We start from the raw sequence: 24476 nt of genomic DNA, 5'->3' as shown, positions 1-24476 counted from the left end.
AAATTTTATGATGTATTACATTATTATATTTAGAATAATATTTTAAGCCTAAATATTTTATTCCTCATTAGATATAAAAAACCGCTCTAATTAGAACGGCTTATAATCTGGCATTTTTTTAGGATCATGCGGTGTATTTAAACATTGCTCATAAGCTTGCTGTTTAAACTTCATTTGTACAGCATCTTTGTCTGCTTTTAACTCAGCATCAGGCACTGCATAAATTTTTTCTAAATACTCTAAAATAAAGCCTTTAGTCGTAGGATCTGTCACTTTATTGGCATAATCTAAAGCTTCTTTTTGAGTGATACCATTTTGACGATCTAAAGTAATTGAACGTGCTGCATTCCCAATACTAGTGCAATAACCTTTCCAAATTTCTTCAGGAGTTGCTGGCTTTTTTTCAGCACAACCCGATAAGACCACAACTGTACCAAGTACAGCGCAGATAACTGACTTTTTCATAAATCTCTCCTATCGTGGCTAATGATACTGAATTTAGAAGAAATTGGGAGTTTTTATTGTCAATTTTACCAAATTAGTTAACTCAACAAAAAACGAAGAGCATCAATGCTCTTCGTTTCTATAAAGCTTCTATTTTTAAGAATAGAAATGATGGTCTTTCGGTTTAAAGTTATTGGTTTTTAAGTGGTAGGTAAAACTAAAACCTGGATACATTGCAATAATGTGTCCACTTTTATTTTTATACCAACTATCACAACCACCTGTTTTCCAAACCGTTTTATCCATTTCTTTATGAATCATCGTGGTATATTTATCTTCTGCTTTTTCAGTTACTTCGATGGCTTTACGACCTTGATCGAGCGTTGCTTCAATCGCCTTCATAATATAGTTCATTTGTGATTCGATAATGAAAATTGCTGACGTATGTCCAATGGCTGTATTTGGTCCAATCACCATAAAGAAGTTAGGAAAATCAGGAATCGTTGTACCTAAATATGCACGTGGAAAATCGCTCCATTTATCGCCCAATGCCTGTTTCTTTTTACCAATGATTGGATAAGAAATTGGTCCATCTGTTGCATCATAACCTGTTGAATAAATAATTAAATCTAAATCAATATGCTCACCTTTGCTGGTGTTAATACCTGTTTTATCAATCGAGGCTACACTTGAATCTTTGGTATGCAAAGTAACATTATCTTGGCACATCGCAGGATATAAGGTATTAGAAATAATGATACGTTTACAGCCAATAGTATAGTCAGGTGTGACTGCGGCACGTAACTTCGGATCTTTGATTTGTTTCTTAATAAACTTTTCTGCCTCCCGCTGTGCAATCAAGCCGAGTGCTAATTTTGAATATTTAAACCCAATTAAGCGAGTTTCAAGTTGCCAATACACGGCTGTTCGCACAGCTTTATGAATGTATTTATTCCCGATCATTTTTTGTTGAATTGGGCTAAATTTATAGTCTGGTCGAGGCAATACCCAATGTGGAGTACGTTGGAAAATATGTAACTCTGCAACATCCCCCGCAATAGCGGGAATCACCTGTGCAGCACTTGCCCCACTGCCAATCACAGCAACTTTTTTACCTTTATAATCATAGCCATGATCCCAGTCATTGGTATGGAAGCTTTTGCCTTTAAATGTATCTTTCCCTTTAAAATCAGGAATAACTGGCGTACTTAATGGACCTGAGGCATTAATTAAAAACTGCCCATAAAAAGTTTCACCCTTTTCAGTTTCAACAGCCCAATGATGCTGTTCATTATCCCATTCAACTTTGGTGACATTACAGTTGGTTTTAGTTTTTTCACGTAATTTATATTTGTCAATCACATGGTTCGTATATACTTCCAGCTCTTTCTGATCGGCAAACATTTGACTCCATGCATAAGGTTCGTGCGAAATTGAATATAAAGGTGATTGCACATCCACCGCAGCCCCAGGATAACTGTTTTGGCACCATGTTCCCCCTACAAAATCTCGGCGCTCAAGAATAACAAAATCAGACATTCCTCTTTTTAACAAGTTAATCGCAGCACACTGCCCACCAAAACCACTTCCAATAATAATCGTTTGATATTTTTTCATATGACAACTCCATTGAGTTTATTTATTTTTACTCAACTCATAATTTCAATTTTCTGAACAAATTGTGGCGCCACTATCAAAATAAATCTGACAATGAATATTGTCAATATAAACCATAAAAAAATTATGTGATTTATTTATAAGCATAATAAAGCACACTCATGGTGCAACAAATATCGGTATTTGTCGGACAATATCCCTTTATTTTTAAAATTCTGACAAAAACATGAAAATACAAAACTTCTTTCAATTATTTATTTTATTAAATTAAACAATTATTTATAAAAAATAATCTACATTTAACAGCTAAATAGACTTTTAATTTACTAAGGTAGGTTTTGGATAAGTGGTTATTCAGCAAATAAATATTTATACCTCAATGATACATTCATCTCCAAGCCCCCCTAGGAAGGAGAGTTTTTTGTAATCATTTCATTTTAAACGTGTACTCAAATTATACTTTTGACCTTTAACTAACTTTGAGAATGCACTGATCATAAGATATTTTTAAAATATGTATAAAAGTACTTTGACAAACGCAGGTTTTTACCCCAATATTTTCTTACTCTTTAACACCTTAATAAAATCAATAAGTTATACAACCACGAAAAATTTGGGTATTTTGTGATTTTTACTGCTAAAGCCCTGTTATTTTAATGTTTTATTGCTTAATATTACTGTTCACTGCCATATAGGCAGCTTAGAAATGTTTCTATACATACACCGTTTTCTAATGTTGGTTCACTGCCATATAGGCAGCTTAGAAAGCCACGTCTAAGAACTTTTGCAACTTGAGAAGGTTCACTGCCATATAGGCAGCTTAGAAAAATTGCCGTTACTTCACCAGTTACAGCTTCTAGTTCACTGCCATATAGGCAGCTTAGAAATTTTTGATCTTGGAAATCACCCTCTGATTTATGTTCACTGCCATATAGGCAGCTTAGAAAATATAAATTTAATCAAGATTTTGCAAATAAAAGTTCACTGCCATATAGGCAGCTTAGAAAGCATGAAACGCCTACGACTGTATCGCTAGAGGGTTCACTGCCATATAGGCAGCTTAGAAATTGTCAAAATCACCGTAAATCGGAACAACACCGTTCACTGCCATATAGGCAGCTTAGAAAAAACTCACTAAACAGCTTCATTGCTTGGTCAAGTTCACTGCCATATAGGCAGCTTAGAAATTTAAGTAATCGACCTAACCAATTCCTAAGCAGTTCACTGCCATATAGGCAGCTTAGAAATCAATCGCATATGGTACTTTCAACCCCGGAGTGTTCACTGCCATATAGGCAGCTTAGAAAACTAACACAATACCGTGCGTTAGAAACGGTCAGTTCACTGCCATATAGGCAGCTTAGAAATTTATGTCTTGAATGGATTATTTTGCTTTATATGTTCACTGCCATATAGGCAGCTTAGAAATCGATGAACGATTATATAAAACTCGTGCATTGGTTCACTGCCATATAGGCAGCTTAGAAAGCACGAAACGCCTACAACTGTATCGCTAGAAGGTTCACTGCCATATAGGCAGCTTAGAAAACACGGCAAATCAAATCAAGCGTTAATGTTCCGTTCACTGCCATATAGGCAGCTTAGAAAAACCGAACAGCATCCAACTTATTTGGTGACATGTTCACTGCCATATAGGCAGCTTAGAAAAGTCGACAATTAGCACAGAACAGGGCTTTACTGTTCACTGCCATATAGGCAGCTTAGAAAAATCGATGAGCGAGGCATTAGAAATTTACAGGCGTTCACTGCCATATAGGCAGCTTAGAAAAAGTGCTTTGATCAAAAGTATTTGGGATGATAGTTCACTGCCATATAGGCAGCTTAGAAATCCATGATGAGAAGGTATCAAACATCATTCTGGTTCACTACCATAAAGGAATGCTTAAACCATAACCCTATAAGTTAATGCGAATTAAATTAAAATAGACTTTAACTCATAACCTTAAAATCTATTTCAAATAAACTCGCATGTTTAAACAGATTTAGAAGCGCCAGTGATAGAACAAATCAATCGCTTTTTCTAAAGACTGACTTGCTTCTAGATACAATCGTTTGTTCATTTGATAACGTAGGGTCAGCTTGTTCACTGGCGTAAATACGCCCACACCATAACGGATATATAAATCAGGAGTGATATAACCTGTTAAGCTGACTTGAGTATCATCACCTGTTCCTTGTGCATCTAATGCTAAACCACTTAGACCAAAAGTTTGTCCGATTTGGTTAGTAAAGGCGCGTGTTCCCCCCAAACCTAAACTAATTCCTGCAGCAGCAATGGTATTATTTACATCAGATTTAAAGCCCGCTTCATTGCTTAAACCGCTCGAACCTTCATTGATTCGTCCTGTGATTAAAGCATTCATCGCTTCTTGATCAGATAATCCTGCATCATTATAAACTTGAATATTTGGACTGCTTGCTGTGCCTGTAACACGTAAACCGACAATACTGCCTGAAATCGTTTTATTGGTATCCACATCCAAAGTTGGGTTTGCTAAAGCACCATTAAAACGAGCAATGGCACGATTTAGATCAAGTTTTTGCCCATAAGCTTCGATGGTTACTTTCTGACTCACGCCAATCGCACCATTTGCACGCATTGCAGTTTCTAAACCACGTTGCGACAAATACACTCGCCCAATCAATGGGATACGACTATTAAAGCCTTGGAATATCACTTTATTGCCTAGACTAACATCAATATCTGCACGAATATCCCAAGGTTTTGCTGATTTTAAAATAGCAAGTTGATCATCACCTTCATGCACTACACGTACATCTGGCGAAACATTGACAACAGTCGCACTTGACTCAGGCATTGAAATTAAAGCATTCGGTACCTCAACTTTACCTTTGACCGCAATACGCTTGCTTAAAGGATAAGCATCCATGGTCATATCCGTATCTACAACTGCCGTAATCAATGGCGCTTGACGTACTAAGAGTTTGTCACCTTTTAACGCCAATTGAATCCGAGGATCATTTTTCCAGTCAATACTACCAGTTAGCTTTCCTACACCACGACCACTGTTAAATGCACCATTAATGGTTGCTTGATCTTGATGAATATTGGAATATAACTGTACATTGGTCAGATTTACTGGCAATGAAATCATACTAATTGTGCCATTTTTCAGGCGCAATGCACCATCAAACAAAGGCTGTGACAAGGTACCATTAATTTTTCCAGCAAGGGACAGTGTTCCTTCCAGCTTACGTACATCTGCAATAAATGGTTTCAAAATTTGTAATTGCACTTCGTTAAATGCAACTTCACCCCGCATGTTTTTTTGTGCAGAATAAGGATCAATCACGACACTAGCATAACCTGTACCGACATTTGGCGCTTTCAGATCAACACGTGCCAATAAGCCTTCTGCAACACTTTTGATGATCACACTGGCTTCGTCATAATTCATAGAGGTTGCAGGGTCGTCAGGGTTTTCTGCTGCAATACCAATTTGCCCTTTTCGTGTCACCAATTTTGCATCAATTTTTGGTTTGCTATTTTGTGCCCAAGTTGCTTTGGCATAACCGTTAAGCTGACCTGTCAGTGCCAAACCTTCTGGCATAAAGGCTGCAAAATCATTTAAATCTAAATTCTGTGTAATGAATGACACATTTCCTTTGGCTGGACTGACCCGTACAGGTTGATCAAAACACAATTTACTTTGCTTACTTGACCAACAATGTTGTCCCACATACAGCTCAGATTTTGCTGAAGTAAAGATCACTGGTGCAGCTTGATCTTGAAGTAAATGCGCACGAACTGAGTCAAACTCACCTTTTTGAATTTGCCCTAGCCAATCGTTCTGTGCGTTAAAACCACCTGCAAATTGCATATAGAATTTAGAATAATAGTTCCAGCCTTGCAACTGTAATAAATGTGCTTTACGTGTCCCTGTTAAAGTGATCCCTGCATATTGAATCTGCCGTGTGCCACTGCGTAAATTATCCATACGCGCCACCATTTTTGCAGGTGTAGTATCTGAGGTTGGTAACTCACCAATTAAACTCATTTTTTCAATACTTATCGTATTGTTAAAACCAAATTTATCAACTTTTAAATTGGCTGTTGCACTAAGACGTGGTTGTGCTTGCAGGTTTAAATAACCGTATGCTGTACCTCGTAAACCTGGATATAACTCATATAGAGCAGGTGCATTAATTTTTAAACGTAAATTCTGTGCATTGCCTGTGGCTTGTACTTGGTTTTGTGCATAAGACAAAAATAAGTTATTGGCTTCAAACTGCTGTGGCATAAAGCCTTTTTGATTTGAATTTAATACAATGGCGAGGTTTCCTTTACCACGTAAAGGTTTATTATTAATTATTCCAGCCAAATTCAAATTTTGAATATTAATACGTTTTAAACGCTCTGACCAAGTGCCTTGTGTTTTAACATGACCCGATACTTCACCACGCACAGAGGATACAAAGTACTGTGGTTTAAAACGTACTAATGACGCATTCACATCCCAACCAATGCCATTGCTCAGATTCACCAAGCCACTGGCTAAGATTTTTCCTGCAATACCATCATGGCGTAATTCTGCAATTTTAATTAGCTCAGGTGTGCCAGAAACACGTACTTTCAGTAAGCCACTGCCTTGTTTTAATTGTGATGCATTTAAACTACCATCATAATTTACGGCAAAACCTTTGAAACCACCACCGGCTTTTTCATCTTTAAAAATTATTGCAGCAGTACTCGTCCCTTTGAGTTGAATAGTTTCAGCTTTGGCTTGATCGGCCATACGTCCTGTCAAATCAATCGCAGTGAAATGAATAATTTGCTGATTCGGTTTTGCATAGCCATTGGCTTTAATTCGACCATTTAATAAATTGACAGGGGCAGCGGTTGCAACTGTTTGTGGATTAAAGTCTTTTGCATTGAGTATCGCATTCCACTTCAACTGACGTTTTTCACTCGGCAGCTCCACTACAGCATTGCCTGTTAAGCTACCTTTAGCCGCCTGATAACGAAAGCTAGGCACATGTAGATTATTACCTTTAAGGTCAAGTTGGGCATTATATTGTCCCGCAGGCAATGAACCTTTTTCATGTTGACGCACTACGGTTGCCACGTGAATATTTTGTTTTCCTTCTACCAATGCTAATTTCACTTGACCATTTTCGCTGCTTAACCAACCAATATACGGCACTGCTCGATCAATATTTTTCCACTGCACATCCAACAACATCGGCTCAGGGGTTTTCTTTTTCTGCTCTGCCTGATCGAGTTTGACATGCCATGCTTCATATTTGTCAAAATCAACATTGGCAGTTAAATGCATACCTTGTTGCAATGCGCCTTGTGAAGCAATATTTGCGTCCAAACTTGGCGGTAGAAAATCTTGAATCGCTTGAGGAATCAATTTATCTTTTGGATTAATGTGGTCTAAACGTCCTTTCACATCCCAGCGAACCTGATCTTTCCAACTCACCAAACCGGCAAGATTGATTGCACCCCCCATGACTTGACCGTTAAAGTTATTGATATTTAACTGATTCATCAAATCGGTATGTGCCAAGGCTGTGTATTGACCTTGTGGAATATTTGTGCCACTTAGATCGGTATTTAAGTCTAGATCTAAACCGTTAATGTCCCCTTTAAATTTGGCAATACCATCTTTTGCTAACAGCTTTTGCTCAGGGAGAATGGGTAAATGATAATTTTTTAAAATCAATGCACCATTCATCGGGACATGTGGACGCATGGGATGTAACACTGCCCAACCTGTGAGCAAATCAGGTGTCTGAGTGGCTACACCTGCCTGAATCGTGTCTAAACTACCTCGTGCATGTACATAGATGTCTTTCACATTTAAGCTATGTAAAGAAGGAAGATTGACAATAGCTTTGGCTTTAAGTGGATATTTACCTTTAAAATCCATCATCCCTTCGGCATTCTTAACCGCCAAATAGCCCATATCCATACGAGAGTTTTTAAATTTCAGCTCTGTGCCAGACCATAAAGCTTCTTCTAAATGTACATCATTAAAATCAACCTTGCTGCTTGACGTTTGAATTTGTAGATGATCTACATCAGCTTGGTCTAAACGTAATACGAAAGGTAATTTAATTTCACTAAACTTAAATGGTTCATCACTTGGTGGTGATTTGCTAATCACTCTTAGATTTCTTACATCAGCATGACTTAAATGAATCTCTTTATCTAAAATTGCTCGCCATCCCAAAGACACATCGGCACGGTCAATTTTGACATCCACTGCGGACAAGGTAACTAAAATATTTTTTAAAATAATCCCTTGCAGTAAATTTCCACCTTCATATTCATAATGAATAATTTTTTGACTTGCCGCAACACGATCGAGTAAAAACTTACTCCCTTTATCTGTCGAAAACATCACAGCCAACGCAGCAACCAATAAAACAATTACCAAGCCGATTGAAAGCAATATATTGCGTAATATGTTGCGCTTTTTCGGTATCTGCTCAGCGTTTTGCTGAGGCGCTTGATCATTATTTTGAAGATCTTGCTGTTTTTCGTCAGCCATAATTATCCCAAATGCAAATTTTTATTGAATGAATTAAAGTTGTGAACCAATAAAGAAATGTAAACGTATTGGATGATCGGGATCAGAAATCCCTGATGCAACATCTAAACGAATCGGACCTATTGGTGATTTCCAGCGAATCCCTACACCGATCCCATATTCTGGATCATTAGAAAATTTTTCATCAAAGGCATTACCAAAGTCACTAAAGATTGCTGCACGCCAACCTTCTTTGAATTGATAATTGTATTCTAAAGAGCCTACAGCTAAAGCTTGACCGCCCATTTTATAGCCATATTCTTCTGGAGATAGGCTCTTATAGTCAAAACCACGTAGACTCTGATCACCACCTGCAAAGAACCGTAAATTATAAGGAACTTGATCAAAATCTTTGGCAAAAATATAGCCTGTTTCTAAACCTGCAACAAACTGATGGTCATCATTTTCACCAAGTGAATATAACCCTTTCCAAGTTGCATTAACGATCGCCATATCCGTATCAGACAACAAGCTTTTACTGCCGAGTTGGACTTTATAAGATTGTTTAAAACCACGTGTTGGATTTAGGCGATTATCACTGCTGGTTTTAGATGCCTCATAACCTACCAATAAAGACTCTTGCTCTTGATTTGCTCCAGGTACCAGAAATGCATCAGGAATATCATTGGCATCTACAATTCCTGTTTGTGTAACTCGATCTAAACGATAACGTAATCCAAAAACATGTTGCCACTCTTTACGAGAACCTTTAATCACACGGTCTGCCCCTGCTACTGCAGACTCAATGACCAAATTCATGTCATTGCCGATACCATCACGTTCTTCACGCTCATAACCGCCTACTAAGCTGATATAGTCATTCAGCGGATGGTTATAAGGAATATTATATCGACCATCAAAAGATTGGCGGATTTGTGAAAGCTCCATATTGGCATCAAATGAATGTCCATAATGGTTAACGATGGCACGGCGATATTGTCCACGTAAACGAACACCTGTGTCCGTACCATAACCAATACCTGCTTCCACACTATTTAAACGATCTGCATTTAAGGTCACGATTACAGGAATAACTTTTTCATCTCGCGCTTTTTGCTGTAATCGCTCAGTTTCTGATTGCTTTTCTTGTTGTTGTACTTGTGCGACCCGTGCACTTGGATCAATTTCAGCGGAACTTGTGCCTGCAAACTGCTTCTCATCCACCACATTTTGTGTGACTTCTTTAGATGAGAATTGCTGTTTATTGGCTTCTGCTTGATCTGTAAATGCCACCTCAGAGCGTTTTTCTTGATCAACCAAAGCTTGTAAATCTGGTGGCAGCTCTAAAGGTTTTTCAATCGGATCAGGTTTCACTGCATCAACCAAGGTATAGTTAAAATAACGAGAGTTGGTTAGATTGTTCGCCAAGGCGTTTACACGCCAAGCAGTATAATCAGCACCAGCTTTCCAAGGTGCCATAGATTGCAAAACTTTTAAATCAATTGGCAAAGGCTTACTCGGATCGCTCATTCTAAATTCGACTTCACCTAATTTATAGCGCTCACCTGTTTCATAACGAAGGTTAATATCTGCTTTATTTTGTGGTTGTAATACTTTGACATCATGTAAACGCCAATAGCTATCAAAGAATCCATTATTGTTGGCTGCATCGACGATACGGTTTTTTGTGGTTTCATAATGCCCATGATGTAAAATATCCCCTTCCTCTAAATCAGGAAGTACGCGAATGACTTGGAATTGGGCAAGATTTTCACCTGCACCAGAAAACTCCAGATTTTGCTTTTCAATCATCACAGGATCATTAGGTGTAACGATAACTTTGACTTTATGACCATTTTCTTTTTGAAATTTAAATTGTGCGTCATAATAACCTACAGCTTGTGCAGCTTGTTTTGCCAAAGTCCGAAGTTGGGGAACTGCAGAGTTAAAATCAGCAAATGACTCAGTGGTAAAACTAGAAAGTTTTGCCTTAATATTATCTGCCAATACTTTAGGCGCACCTTCAACCTCAGCATTGATCCGAGGAACCGTTGCGGTGTCAAATTTTGGTGGGCGGATACGATATAAAACACGTTTAAAAATATTGGCTTCTTTTTCTGATGCTGGCTGTTCTGTGGGTAATTCTGCTAAAGTTTTCCCAAACTCATTTTCTTGCACCACAATTTTATTATCAGCTTCAATGGATTGCATCAATTGGTTGATATCCACAGGTGCTTGCGTAATTTCAGTAATCTCTTGCTGAGTTGCATCATTGACTACGATTTCAGGCGCTTTTGCAGCGCCATTACGAAAGTTTTGCGCCTCAAGTTTAGCCTCTTCAGCGACTTTAAAAATCTCATTGGCTAAGTTGGCATCTACCGTATTTTCTGGTAATTCTTCCAATTGCTCAAATTCAATCGGTTTAAACTCATTTAAGGTTGCCGCAGTGTGTTCTTGTTGTTGCAACATTTCTACACTGTCTACAGCGATGGCTTTTTGATTTAACGCCTCAATTTTATCGTCTATTTTATCAATTTTGGCTTGTCCCAAGCCTTGTTGTTCAGCTGCATTTTCTAGTTGCTCTTGGGTATTTCCTGCAACAGTCGGTTCGACTATTTTGGTTTTAGATTCGTCAGCAGCATGTGTGATGGGTGCAGCAAATACACTCAAAAAAATACTTGTACACAACAGTTTATTTACATCATTTGTGCTAAAAATATTTTGCATACAATGTGCAAGTGCGGATTTTTTAAATTTGATTTTTGCTAGCATAGCAAGCTCTAAGCACCATAAAATATGATTGGAAAATGAATGAGTGATAAAAGTCCCCAATTCAACTTAAAATCACTTGGCTTTTCACATTATCTTGGAAGTTAAAATATCATACATGATTTTGCGATATAGTTACTAAATCCTCACATTTCTTAATATAACTTAAATGAATGGTTTTTCGATGGAAAAAAATGAACACATCTTAGGAACTCGCCGTTTTTTGCCCATGTTCCTGACCCAGTTTTTCGGGGCATTAAATGATAATGTTTTTAAGGGCTCATTACTCCTCGTCATTACTTATGGATGGATTCATTTAAATGGCATTGCAATCAGCACCTTGAATAATCTTGCTGCCTTACTCTTTATTTTGCCTTATTTTATTTTCTCTGCAACAGCAGGACAAATTGCAGATAAATACGAACGTTCCACTTTGGTTCGTATGATTAAAATTCTTGAAATTATTATTATGTTATTGGCAACTGCTGGTTTCTTAATGGGGAATTTGTGGATTTTATTATTTGCCTTATTTTTAATGGGAACACACAGTACTTTTTTTGGTCCTATCAAATATGCGATTTTGCCTGAAATATTAAAACCCAATGAACTCATGTCGGGTAATGCTTTATTTCAGTCAGGGACATCTATTGCGATTTTACTCGGTACCATCATTGGCGGTGCAGTTATTTCAGTTTCTAAAGGTAATTTATTATGGATTAGTTTAACCGTCGTTGCTATTGCTGTGATTGGTTTTATTGCCAGCCGTTTTATTTTAAAACAACCTACATTTAATCATCAGTTAAAAATTGATTGGAATTTTTTCCGTACCAGTTATCAAACTATCAAATATGCCAAAAGCCTGCCTTTAATTTTTATCGTTTTGTTAGGAAACTCGTGGTATTGGTTTTATGGTGCAACTTATTTAACCCAAATTCCACAAGTCACTTTGCAAAATCTACATGCCAACGAAAATGTCTCAAGTTTATTGTTAACTTTTTTCTCTGTCGGCATTGGGATTGGTTCTTTACTGTGTCGTAAGTTCGGCGGCAGTGAGGTTAATATTAAAATGGTACCGATTGGGGCGATTGGCTTGACTTTATTTGCATTTTATTTTGCAGCAAGTTTAGCTTTTATACCCGTACATACAGGTGAACTGCTGGGCATTGCTGCAGTATTTCAAGCAGGTTGGGCATATTATCATGTGATGTTTGCTGTGACTTTATTGGGGGTTTGTGGCGGTTTTTATATCGTGCCTTTATATGCCATGATGCAAGCCTATGCCCCAAAATCACATCGAGCACGTATTGTTGCTGCCAATAATATTTTTAATGCAATTTTTATGGTTTCATCCGCAATCTTCTCTATAATCATTTTAAGTCTGCTAAAACTCGATATTAAAATATTATTTAGCATGACAGCGATTTTAAGCGGCATATTTTGTATTTGGTTGTTAATGCGTTTAAAACCGTTAATAGCAACAACTCAAATCACACTGGAGGACTGACATGCGTCATTACACTGGCATCGACAAGTTTATTCATTCTTTTGATCAAGCCTTAAGAAGTTTAGTGCCTGGCACAACTTCTGCACAACGTAGCAATCCTTCTGAAAATACTGAAACTAAACTTGCAGTCAGTGAAGCGCGTCATGTGGCAGGTTTGATGCGTGTCAATCATAGTGGCGAAGTTTGCGCACAAGCGTTGTATCATGGGCAAGCTTTGACTGCAAAGCTACCAAATGTACGCCGTGAAATGGAATTTGCAGCCATTGAAGAACAAGATCATTTGGCTTGGTGTGAAGATCGTTTAAAAGAGTTAGACAGCCATACCAGTTTACTCAATCCTGTTTGGTATGGTTTATCTTTTGGTATGGGCGCAATTGCAGGTATTGCGGGTGATAAATATAGCTTGGGTTTTGTCGCTGAAACTGAACGCCAAGTGAGTTTGCATTTGCAACACCATATTAGTCAACTACCACCCCAAGATGAGCGTTCACGCAAAGTTTTAGTACAGATGAATGAAGATGAGTTACATCATCGTGATACTGCTTTGAAAGCAGGCGGTGTGGATTTACCACTCCCAGTCAAAATCACCATGACTGCGATTTCTAAGTTAATGACAAAGACCAGTTATTTTATTTAGACTTGTATCCGTTTATAGAATTAAGGAGAACAAGATACCGTCTCTCCTTAACTCCAAAACTTTAGTATCATAACAGGGTGCTATATATTTACATAGATTTACGCATATATCTCACCGCTATAACTGCAGTAAAAATAAGTATCAAAACCGACCATAAACCTAAAGCCCCACCACCTTTTTTATGTTCTACTTCTGGCGTTGGTTCTGGAGGATTGACTTGATTACTCAAATCTAAATCTACAATAATCGGATCATGATCTGAAGAGCGGAAAGCATCTGCTGCATAAAAATCAGCTTTTTGTGCCTCTGTTTTATACTCTTCATTATAATCCAAAGCTGTTGGTTCATCCGCATTAATATGCCACGCAAATGCGCGTTTCACCATTGGATAGAGATTTTGATCCGCAATAGCGTGATCTAAATTACCTGCGCCACCATAACCATTGGCATCACTTGCCACACCAAAGACATAACTATAAGCGGTTTTACCTTGTCCAACTTTTTCATCATTTAGCAGTACTTTGTATTTGGCATTTTCTAGTTCTAAAATAGGCGCTTCCCTGGCATAGCTGTTGAAGTCACCAACCAATAGATAATTAGGCTTACTGACTTGCGTTGGATTTTTAGCGATCCATTGGCTCAGTTTTTGTACTGCGGTTAAACGCGTTTGATTGTAACACCCTTGTCCATCTTTTTGATCAATGTCCAAACCTTTAGCATCATCACACCGTTTAGACTTTAAATGGTTTGGAACAATGGTAAAGTTTTTACCACCCGCAATTGGTTGGAAAGTCTGTGCCATCGTGACACGGTTCATCATGCTGGCATCATCATAAACTACGGCTACACCCACAGGTTTCACACGCTTACTGTTATAAATAATCGCAACAGCAATCGCATCTGTACCTAATTTATCCATATTTGTTGGAATTACATATTTCCAATCTGCACCTAATGCTTTCGTTAAGTAAGCGACTGCGCTTTTATCACCGTAACCATTATTGGCTATTTCCATTAAACCATATACATCAGCATCAATACTTTTCATCGCACTAACAATTTTGTCATGTTGACGATTAAACTCTGAAACAGTGTTTGCACCACGATCAGGTTTTACACCAATTAATGGAGAATTGTCGTAATTTAGGACATTAAATGCTGCGACTCGAATTTGCTGTATTTCTTTGGCTTGAATATTTGATCTTGGATTTGAAGTGCTGATCACTTGTGGTTTAGGTTTATTTTGAATCGGTTGAATGCGCCAAGCATTAAAACGATATTCTAAAATTCCCTCTACATTTTGGATTTGATTCCCTGCTCTTAAAGTATTTTTTGCATTAAAAGCATCAGGTAACCATGGTGTTGTATTTTGATTGTTATAACCATCATCCAAAATAATTTTAGATAATAGATTTTGTTGGGCTAATTTTTTTGCTTCAATAGAATTTGCGCTAAATAAGTTGGTAGGAATATACAAACGACCCAAACTCAGCGAAAGTTCACCAAAACGACCATAATTATAATTTTCACTGACGGTTAAGGTTTGTGGCAGTTTTACGAGCATGCCTTGATAACGCTTGGTCGAATGTCCTGAAACATCTGTTAAACTGTGAAATGGCAATTGTACACTTTGCGCTGTCACCCAATGAGCTGCCGAAGAATTACAGGTTTGAATATTGCTACTTAGTTCATCAATTTGCAGTTGATTTTGATAATTTTTTAAGCGTCCTTTAAAAATTACTTCCTCACCAACTTTTCCACCCACCACTGTGCTGGCATTCGGGATATAAACAAAAATTCCGTTACTGAGATTGGCTTTGGCTTTAGCATCGGGCGTTTGCACATAAAAACCTGAAAAACCATCTTGGTAACGATAATCTGCAGTAATCACCCCACGTACCACATATTGCTGATCTTGCATAGCAGTCTGTAAGTCCGCAATTGCTGTATCTGCTGTACTACAGTTGATATTGCTAACAGGAGGTAAACTCGAATCGCCTGATAAATATTGATCAAATGCATTACGATCTGACCATACTTTCCAAGCATTATCTAAGTTAAAAATAGCCCTTGGATCAATCGAAGCCTGATTATTTTGCGTTTCGATACGACTAAAACTTTTACCTTTACTGCCTGCACTGCCCCAACCATTGTTTGGTTGTTCACCTACTCGACCAAAACGGTCAATGGGTGTCCCTTTGTAGAGTAAAACAATTGCATCATCACCATTAAAACTTAGTCCAGCAACTTGCTTGACCTTTGCTCCAAGCGCATCTTTTAATTCTTGACGACCAATCACAAATTTTTCTTTACTTTTTAATGAGCCTTGCAAACTCACTGCAAAAGTTTGAGTTACAGCACCATTACTAAATTGTTGAATTTCATAATCGGCTAAATTTACCGTACTGGCATCTGGATTATAAATTTCTAAACCTTTTTTATTGCTAGACCCATCCATATATTGACTAAACATTAATTGAGCATGTGTGGAAAATGAACAGCCCAATAGACTTAAGCTCAGCGCTAAATATTGCAGTTTTAATCTTTTCATAGTTTTGACTTTTTGTTAAATACATTTTATTGAATGATCAAAGAGCATAATTTTAATAAATGACATCTCTATGAAAATCCTATCTTGTGTATATCTGACTTCCCAACTTCAGCATTTCCTATCCGAAACAACAAAAAAGTTTGACTTGATAGGTAGAGGACTTAAAATACGCCTTTTGAATTTTTGGTAATCCCCAAGCTTATGTCGAACGATCAAATTGAAGCGCAAGTTGTAGAGTTAGACAATTTGCATGAGCACCGTGAAATTGTGACCTTTATGCGCCGTTCTGCGCCATTAAATACTTCACAACGATCTGCGCTTGAACAACATCGTGATTTAATTTTGGAATATCCTGTGGGTGACTTGCGTCAGCATTTTCCACATCCAGAACGTCCTTTGACTGTAGAAATTGGTTTTGGTATGGGACGTTCTTTGGTGCTGATGGCAAAAGCAAATCCTGAACGTAACTTTGTCGGCATCGAAGTGCATGTTCCAGGTATTGCACAGTGTGTATATGAAGCAGGTATGGCTGAACTGAAAAATTTACGTGTTTTGGATGCAGATGCAATTCAAGTCTTACGTGAAATGCCAGATCACAGCATTAACGCTGTACAATTATATTTCCCTGATCCTTGGCAAAAGAAACGTCATTTTAAACGTCGCTTTGTATCACATGATCGCATGCCATTGGTTGAAGATAAATTAGAAATTGGTGGTACTTTCCATGCAGCAACCGATTGGGAACCATATGCTGAGTGGATGTTAGATGTTTTAGAGAATCGCCCACGTTTAGAAAATTTGGCAGGTAAAGGCAACAGCTACCCTCGTCCTGAATGGCGTCCCCAAACAAAATTTGAACGTCGTGGTATTGAAGCGGGTCATAAAATTAATGATTTTATTTTCAAAAAAATCAATTAAGTGGCAGTACTTCAAGTCTTAGGATAGGTTTCTTTTTAGATCAGTTTTTTGGAATCATTATGTCGAAACGTGTTTCAATCCCAACCACCCTTGCAAATCGTGCGCTTGCAGGAAATGCTGAAGCACAATTTGAACTTGCTGAACTGTATATGCAAAGTGAGCATGATGATGACATTGAACTAGCCGAAGAATGGGCATTGAAAGCGGCTGAAAATGGTCATGTAGAAGCAATGTACTGGCTCGGTGAAGGTTATACCGTATATGCCAAAGAATTACGTCAAGAACAACCTGATGAATCCAAGTCACATTTTGAATTGGCATATTATTGGTTAAGCAAAGCCAATATTTTAAAGCACCCTGCTGCAACTTTAGAGTTAGCAGGGTATTTTCGTCGCGGTGATGTGATCGAAAAAGATATCGAAAAATCCGTCAAGCTTGTCAAACAAGCAGCTGAATGGGGTGATGTTCAAGCAATGCGTGATTTAGCCTGTATTTATGAGCATGGTTTGGGTGTGGATATCGATGAAGATAAAGCAGACTATTGGCATGACAAATCGCAAACTAATCATCAATAAGGCTAAAATTGTCTGTATCGATACTATTTTTCCAACCATCATCCACATATAATGCTTAATCAACCCAATGATATTCTGCACTTTTATTGTAAACAACTTAGTAAGAATAGATTAGATTGATTTAAGGTTTAACTATTTTTGAAATTAAACTAACCAACTCGCCATTTTGAATTTCAAGTTTTTTGACTTGTACTGTAGTTTGTTCTAATAGTTCATTTTGACCATGTACATTGTTGGCTAAATCATGCATGAGCTTTAAAGTTTTGGCTAAATGCTCCTCATGATGAATCAAACGTTTTTCTTGTTCAGCCAATAATTTTTCAGTTTGAATGGCTTGCTTTTTTAAAGCAATGAGTTGCCACAACAAAATCAAAACTGCTAAATACGCCACCCCTAAACAGATTAAAATAATACTCATAATGTCCCCTTAAGTTTTATTGTATTTATTTTCAAAATGATGATAAGTACTTTATTTAAAAATAAAAAGACTCACACAAATCAAGTAAGCGGTTTGCATAACCCCATTCATTATCATACCAAGCAAAGACTTTGGCTTGATGTCCCACCACCATCGTTTGGGTTAAATCGACTACCAATGAATAAGGGGAATGATTAAAATCACTTGACACTAAAAGCTCATCTGTCACTGCCATGATTTCTGCATAATCATATTTTGCAGCAGCAGTTAATTTCTGGTTAATCAGTGCGACAGTCACCTCAGCAGGTGTTGTAAAACTCAAATCAATCGCAGCCACATTAATCGTGGGTACACGGATCGAATAACCATCGATACGATTTTCCATTTTCGGCATGACTTGTTTTAAAGCACCTAAAGCTGAAGAAGTCGTTGGAATAATATTTTGCCCCGAAGCACGTGCACGGCGTAAGTCACGATGAGCCCTATCTAGCACAGATTGATCTGCAGTGACTGCATGGATTTCCGTCATTAATGCGGTATCAATCCCAAATTCATCATCTAAAATTTTAACCAAAGGTACAAGTGCTTGCGTAGTACAGGATACACTGGAAATGATTTGATCGGTTTTTTGCACATCATGATGGTTCACGCCGTAAACGATTGCTGCATCTACGGTATCGAAAGGTGCCGCACCAATGATTACTCGCTTCGCCCCTGCCTGAATATGTCGAGTTGCTGCTTCTCGTGAACGGAATAAACCTGTACATTCCAACACCACATCTACATTTAAAGCACGCCATGGTAAATTCTCAGGCTTGGCTTGTTGTAAAATTTGCACTCTAAGTTTGGTTTGACGTGCATCTATACAGAGGTAAATATTGCCATTTTCATGTTCGACATTCACCGCACCATCAAAACGCCCATGTGTTGAGTCGTATTTAAAAAGATGCACCAAGGTTTCAACATCTGCAACATCATTAATCGCAACAATTTCAAAATGAAAAGGTTTTGGATTTTCAAACCAAGCTCTTAAAACATTTCGCCCGATTCGACCAAACCCATTAATTGCCACACGTTGCATCGTTTTTCCTTCGAATGATAAAACTTTCTGTACCTCACCCTATGTTAATAGATTTAAGCCGCACGAAGATATAGCGAAATACAAACAACGCCATTTAAAATCAATTTAAATGGTCGAGGACAGTTAAGCTTTAAATCAAAAGTAACTATTAGTAAGTTACATTCTATCGGTTATTTTTAAAATAAGCAGATACTGAAATAAAAATATGGAAAAAACATCCTTATTCCCCCCAAAGAGTGTTGCTAATGGCTAGTGAATATTGAGCGGATGCTCCTACCTGAATGATGTCTGTTATGCGTACACTCGCGAAATTTCACTCAAACATTAATTTTAATTATTAATCGCAGTTATTCCCCTGAAAATCATTGGTGGATCAAGCTTTTTCCGTTATAATTTGGCGTTTTAAAAATTTTAAGCCAGTTTATCAAGCCAGCTTTATTTCTAAGTAAGACGCGCTTGCTATACTTTTTGCCAAATCTGAGATTTATGGAGAGACTTGATCGTGAGTACTCGTTTTATGACATCCGCTGAAATTCGCGAAGCTTTTTTAAGCTACTTTGAATCGCAAGGGCATACACGTGTCGCGTCAAGTTCTCTGGTTCCTGCAAATGATCCAACCTTGCTCTTTACGAATGCAGGAATGAACCAATTCAAAGACTGTTTCTTAGGTCTGGAAAAACGTGACTATGTTCGTGCGACGACTTCACAAAAATGTGTGCGTGCAGGCGGTAAACATAACGACTTAGACAATGTCGGTTATACAGCACGTCACCATACTTTTTTTGAAATGTTAGGGAATTTCTCTTTCGGTGATTATTTCAAACGTGATGCATTAAAATTTGCGTGGGAATTTTTAACTGGCGACAAATGGCTGGCATTACCCAAAGATAAACTTTACGTCACTGTTTACCATACCGATGACGAAGCATTTGATATTTGGAACAAAGAAATTGGGCTAGATGCAAGCCGTATCATTCGTATCGGTGATAACAAAGGCGAAAAATACGCATCAGACAACTTCTGGGCAATGGGTGATACAGGTCCTTGTGGTCCTTGTTCTGAAATCTTCTTTGACCATGGCGACCACATTTGGGGTGGTTTACCAGGTACACCTGAAGAAGATGGCGACCGTTTCATCGAAATCTGGAACAACGTATTCATGCAGTTCAATCGTACTGCGGATGGCGTACTTCACCCTCTTCCTGCGCCGTCTGTTGATACAGGTATGGGCTTAGAGCGTATTTCTGCAGTTTTACAACATGTTAATTCAAACTATGAAATTGATTTGTTCCAAAACTTGTTGAAAGCTGCTGCTGAAATCATTGGTCTAGAAACCACTGAGCTTGAAGCGAAAGCACAAGCAGAAAACAAACCAATTGAATATCCAGCTTCACTGAAAGTCGTGGCTGACCATGCCCGTTCATGCTGCTTCTTAATTGCTGATGGCGTCAACCCTTCAAATGAAGGTCGTGGTTATGTATTGCGTCGTATTATTCGCCGTGCAGTTCGCCATGGTAATAAACTCGGTGCAACAGGTACATTCTTCTACAAAATGTTGCAACCTCTCATTGATGTCATGGGTGCAGCTTATCCTGAACTTGAAGCAAATAAAGCTCGTATCGAGGCACAGCTCTTAAAAGAAGAAGAACAATTTGCCAAAACTTTAGAGCAAGGTTTAAAACTGCTTGAAGGTGAGTTAGCTCAGTTAAAAGGCAATGTCATCGCAGGTGAAACTGTATTTAAACTTTATGATACTTATGGCTTCCCAACAGATTTAACTGCTGATATTGCGCGTGAACGTGATTTAACCATTGATGAAGCAGGCTTTGAAGTCGAAATGGCTGCTCAACGTCAACGTGCCCGTGATGCTGGTAAATTCGCTGTTGATTACAACTCAATCGTTAAAGTCGATGGCGAAACGCAGTTTGATGGCTACGATGCAACGCAAGGTCAAGGTCAGATTGTTGCCATCTATAAAGATGGTGAACTCGTTGATGAAGTCGTTGAAGGTGATGAAGCACTCATCGTCCTCAACCAAACCCCTTTCTATGCTGAAAGTGGTGGTCAAGTGGGTGATACAGGAGTCTTCAAAAACGATACAGGTATTTTTGAAGTTCAGGATACTAAAAAATCGGGCGGTGCATTTGTTCATCAAGGTATCGTCACTATGGGCAACCTGAAAGCTGCTCAATCTGTTGAAGCCATTGTCAAAGCGGATATTCGTGAAGCAACCTCACGTAACCACTCTGCGACGCATCTTTTACATGCGGCTTTACGTCAAGTTTTAGGCGAGCATGTACAACAAAAAGGCTCATTGGTTGCGAGTGAGTTATTGCGTTTTGATTTTGCCAATGATCAACCTGTAACATTTGAACAACTTCAACAAATTGAACGTATTGTTAATAATGAAGTCATTGCCAATACCGCAGTTGAAACTGAACTTTTAGACATCGAAGCAGCAAAAGCAAAAGGCGCAATGATGTTGTTCGGTGAAAAATACGGTGATGAAGTTCGTGTACTGTCTATGGGTACAAGTCAAGAGGAGAAAAACTTCTCAATCGAGCTGTGTGGTGGTATCCATGTAAAACGTACGGGTGACATTGGTCTGTTTAAAATCACTTCTGAAGGTGGTGTTGCAGCAGGTGTACGCCGTATCGAAGCAGTCACAGGTACAAAAGCACTTGAAATCGTACAAAAAGTGGATGCAGACATTGTGCATATCAATGAATTATTGAAAGCACAAAAAGATCAAACAGTTGAAAAAGTTGAGCATTTAGCTGCCAATGCGTCGAGCTTACAAAAGCAGATTGAACAACTCAATCAAAAACTTGCCAATTTCCAAGCAGATGAATTGCTTAGCCAAGTGCAAGAAATCGCAGGTCGTAAAACATTAATCACCACTGTACACAATACCGATGCCAAAGCATTACGTAATTTACATGATGGTGTGAGGTCTAAACTCGACAATGCAATTATTGTGATTGCAGGTGTTGATGCAGATAAAATCAGCTTCATTGCGTCTGTCGCAAAAGAATTTACTGCAACAGTAAAAGCAGGTGACATTATCAAACACTTAGGTCAAGAGCTCGGTGGTAAAGGTGGTGGTAAACCAGATATGGCACAAGGTGGCGCACCGTATAGTGATCAATTAGCAACTGTAATGACTCGTTTAAATACATGGATTGCAGAAAAATAATCCATTCAATATTTCATGATTCAACAAGGCTTTGTATGCGCTTACATTCAAAGCCTTTTAAAAAGCTGAAAAATACTTTTGAAATATGAAATTTACCTCTTAACTATGTTGATCAAAAGATTGTAACCGTTACTGTTTATAATCAAATCTACATAAAAGCAACCTGTAAAACTAGAATTCCTTTAGGATTCAAAGCCATTAACAGGATGAAAATAATGGAGTTTTTAAAGGTGGAGATTGCCTTCACCTTTTAGGCACTCAGTATCAGTATCGACGTTTACTTTTTTAAAAAGTAGAAATACATACTACGTGGTATTTTGAAACGTGTTTTTATTCACCGTTTTAAATATGTGTAAGTGTTAAGTCGTTTGACTTATGACTTGGTAAGGATAGTTATGGCATTAATCGTTCAAAAATATGGGGGTACCTCAATGGGTACGCCAGAGCGCATTTTAAATGTTGCTCGTCGTGTAAAGCGTTGGCATGATCATGGTCACAAAGTGGTTGTGGTTGTATCCGCAATGAGTGGTGAAACCAACCGCTTATTGGCTTTAGCGAAAGCCATTACCGAAACCCCTGATCCACGTGAACTAGACCAAATGGTGTCTACAGGTGAGCAGGTGACGATTTCAATGTTATCTATGGCACTGAACTCTATTGGTGTTTCAGCTAAATCTTTGACAGGTCGCCAAGTTGGCATTAAAACCGACAGCGCTTTTACCAAAGCACGTATTGAATCCATTGATACTGATGTAATGTCAACCCTGCTGGATGCGGGCAATGTCATTGTTGTTGCTGGATTCCAAGGTGTAGATGAGCAAGGTAATACCACAACTCTAGGTCGTGGCGGTTCAGATACAACAGGTGTTGCACTTGCTGCAGCATTAAAAGCAGACGAGTGTCAAATCTATACTGATGTTGATGGTGTTTATACCACTGACCCACGTGTCGCACCAAAAGCGAAAAAAGTTGATCGCATTTCATTTGAAGAAATGCTTGAAATGGCATCACTTGGTTCTAAAGTTTTGCAAATTCGTTCTGTTGAATTTGCAGGAAAATACCAAGTGCCTTTACGCGTATTATCAAGTTTTGATAATGACGATGATGGCGCATTCGACGAAGAGTTCAAAAAGAATGTCGGAACACTAATCACCACTGAAGCGGAAGACAACATGGAAAATCCTATTATTTCAGGTATCGCATTTAATCGTGACGAAGCAAAATTAACTATTTTAGGTGTGCCTGATGAACCAGGTATTGCCTCTAAAATTTTGTCACCGATTGGTGCTGCAAATGTTGAAGTGGATATGATTATCCAAAACGTTGAAGAAGACGGTACAACTGATTTTACGTTTACAGTTAACCGTGGCGAGCTCAAAAAAGCCAAAGCGATTTTAGAAGACACAGCCAAAGCCATTAATGCACGTGAAGTTGCGACCCGTGATGACATTGTTAAAGTATCCATCGTAGGTGTAGGTATGCGTTCACACGCAGGCGTAGCAAGTAAAATGTTCACTGCACTTGCAGATGAAGGCATCAATATCTTGATGATTTCAACATCTGAAATCAAAATTTCAGTAATTATTGAAGAAAATTACTTAGAACTTGCAGTTCGTACCTTGCACACCGCTTTTGGTTTAGACCGTGAGCATGGTGAATCTAGCACCCGCGCTTAATTTTTGAGCAAAATTACTTATTATTGGTAATTCTGACCTACAAAATAGCTGAGCCACTATAGTTTTTTATAGTGGCTCTGTTATATTAAGTGTTAAGGTTGTAAAAAATTTCGTCAGAGTGATTTAAAGTGAAAACTTAATCACATTATTCTGTTAAAATGCTCTCTGTTTTCAAGGTTGCTTTCTAAAGAAATTCATTGCAGGTTTAGCGTTTTTGCAAGGAGATAAACATGCTGATTCTGACCCGTCGTGTCGGAGAAACATTAATGATTGGGGATCAAGTCAGTGTCACTGTGCTTGGTGTTAAAGGTAATCAAGTTCGTATTGGTGTGAATGCACCAAAAGAAGTTTCTGTCCATCGTGAAGAAATTTATCAGCGTATTCAACATGAACGTGCGATGCACGAACATTTGCAACACATTGATCAAGATTATCAACCTTCATTTGAAGAAGATAATTACTCACAAAATAACAATAACTTTAATCGTTAAGTGGTTGTTGTTTTGGAAGGTATAAAGCGGCTCTAGAGGCCGCTTTAAATTTTTCAGTTTTCTTCAAAATAACCCTTA

General features: G+C 38.1%; 14 protein-coding genes and 1 CRISPR repeat array. Of the genes, 7 read left to right on the top strand and 7 right to left on the bottom strand.

Going from position 1 to position 24476, the window contains the following annotated elements; translation table 11 throughout:
- Positions 1-90 precede the first annotated feature (90 nt).
- From DJ533_RS08030 to DJ533_RS08015, 4 genes are all read right to left on the bottom strand, one after another.
- On the bottom strand, positions 91-465 hold the full coding sequence (locus tag DJ533_RS08030; RefSeq protein WP_065991888.1) for a hypothetical protein: 375 nt from the start codon (positions 463-465) through the stop codon (positions 91-93).
- A 135-nt stretch (positions 466-600) separates the two neighbouring features.
- The gene (locus DJ533_RS08025; protein WP_065991886.1) at positions 601-2061 is read right to left on the bottom strand and encodes a flavin-containing monooxygenase; all 1461 of its coding nucleotides are present in this window, start codon (positions 2059-2061) and stop codon (positions 601-603) included.
- A 679-nt stretch (positions 2062-2740) separates the two neighbouring features.
- A CRISPR array of direct repeats spans positions 2741-3910; the repeat unit is 28 nt; unit sequence GTTCACTGCCATATAGGCAGCTTAGAAA.
- A 154-nt stretch (positions 3911-4064) separates the two neighbouring features.
- Positions 4065-8603: a translocation/assembly module TamB domain-containing protein gene (locus DJ533_RS08020; RefSeq protein ID WP_065991880.1), complete on the bottom strand. Its 4539-nt coding sequence runs from the start codon at positions 8601-8603 to the stop codon at positions 4065-4067.
- A 33-nt stretch (positions 8604-8636) separates the two neighbouring features.
- Positions 8637-11354, bottom strand: coding sequence for an autotransporter assembly complex protein TamA (locus DJ533_RS08015; protein ID WP_065991876.1), 2718 nt, complete (start codon positions 11352-11354; stop codon positions 8637-8639).
- Between the two features lie 181 nt (positions 11355-11535).
- Between DJ533_RS08015 and DJ533_RS08010 the strand changes: the two genes are divergently transcribed.
- Both DJ533_RS08010 and coq7 read left to right on the top strand, forming a co-directional pair.
- Positions 11536-12855, top strand: a complete 1320-nt coding sequence (locus DJ533_RS08010) for an MFS transporter (protein WP_065991874.1) — start codon at positions 11536-11538, stop codon at positions 12853-12855.
- Position 12856: 1 nt separating this feature from the next.
- Positions 12857-13492: a 2-polyprenyl-3-methyl-6-methoxy-1,4-benzoquinone monooxygenase gene (gene coq7 / locus DJ533_RS08005; protein ID WP_065991872.1), complete on the top strand. Its 636-nt coding sequence runs from the start codon at positions 12857-12859 to the stop codon at positions 13490-13492.
- A gap of 88 nt (positions 13493-13580) precedes the next feature.
- Here coq7 and DJ533_RS08000 read toward each other — a convergent pair whose 3' ends face one another.
- Positions 13581-16043, bottom strand: coding sequence for an ExeM/NucH family extracellular endonuclease (locus tag DJ533_RS08000; RefSeq protein ID WP_065991871.1), 2463 nt, complete (start codon positions 16041-16043; stop codon positions 13581-13583).
- Between the two features lie 201 nt (positions 16044-16244).
- Here DJ533_RS08000 and trmB point away from each other — a divergent pair, with 201 nt between their 5' ends.
- Complete coding sequence (gene trmB / locus DJ533_RS07995) at positions 16245-16961, top strand: tRNA (guanosine(46)-N7)-methyltransferase TrmB (RefSeq protein WP_065991869.1); 717 nt, start codon at positions 16245-16247, stop codon at positions 16959-16961.
- A gap of 59 nt (positions 16962-17020) precedes the next feature.
- Positions 17021-17536 carry a tetratricopeptide repeat protein gene (locus DJ533_RS07990; protein WP_065991867.1) on the top strand — a complete coding sequence of 172 codons (516 nt, stop codon included), beginning with the start codon at positions 17021-17023 and terminating at the stop codon, positions 17534-17536.
- Positions 17537-17657: 121 nt separating this feature from the next.
- Here DJ533_RS07990 and DJ533_RS07985 read toward each other — a convergent pair whose 3' ends face one another.
- Together DJ533_RS07985 and DJ533_RS07980 are read right to left on the bottom strand one after the other, a co-directional pair.
- Positions 17658-17954, bottom strand: coding sequence for a hypothetical protein (locus DJ533_RS07985; protein WP_065991865.1), 297 nt, complete (start codon positions 17952-17954; stop codon positions 17658-17660).
- A gap of 55 nt (positions 17955-18009) precedes the next feature.
- Positions 18010-19035: a type I glyceraldehyde-3-phosphate dehydrogenase gene (locus DJ533_RS07980; RefSeq protein WP_065991863.1), complete on the bottom strand. Its 1026-nt coding sequence runs from the start codon at positions 19033-19035 to the stop codon at positions 18010-18012.
- A gap of 502 nt (positions 19036-19537) precedes the next feature.
- Between DJ533_RS07980 and alaS the strand changes: the two genes are divergently transcribed.
- The 3 genes from alaS to csrA all read left to right on the top strand — a co-directional run bounded on the left by alaS (position 19538) and on the right by csrA (position 24398).
- Complete coding sequence (gene alaS, locus DJ533_RS07975) at positions 19538-22231, top strand: alanine--tRNA ligase (RefSeq protein ID WP_171488545.1); 2694 nt, start codon at positions 19538-19540, stop codon at positions 22229-22231.
- Between the two features lie 395 nt (positions 22232-22626).
- Entirely contained in the window at positions 22627-23907 is a 1281-nt protein-coding gene (locus DJ533_RS07970) for an aspartate kinase (protein WP_065991859.1), read from the top strand.
- 230 nt (positions 23908-24137) lie between these two features.
- Positions 24138-24398: a carbon storage regulator CsrA gene (gene csrA / locus DJ533_RS07965; RefSeq protein ID WP_065991858.1), complete on the top strand. Its 261-nt coding sequence runs from the start codon at positions 24138-24140 to the stop codon at positions 24396-24398.
- Positions 24399-24476 lie beyond the last annotated feature (78 nt).

This window comes from Acinetobacter defluvii (assembly GCF_001704615.3).
GTDB classification, from domain to species: Bacteria; Pseudomonadota; Gammaproteobacteria; order Pseudomonadales; family Moraxellaceae; genus Acinetobacter; species Acinetobacter defluvii.
Note: the sequence above shows the minus strand (reverse complement) of the source record. Positions and strands in the feature narration are given on the sequence as shown.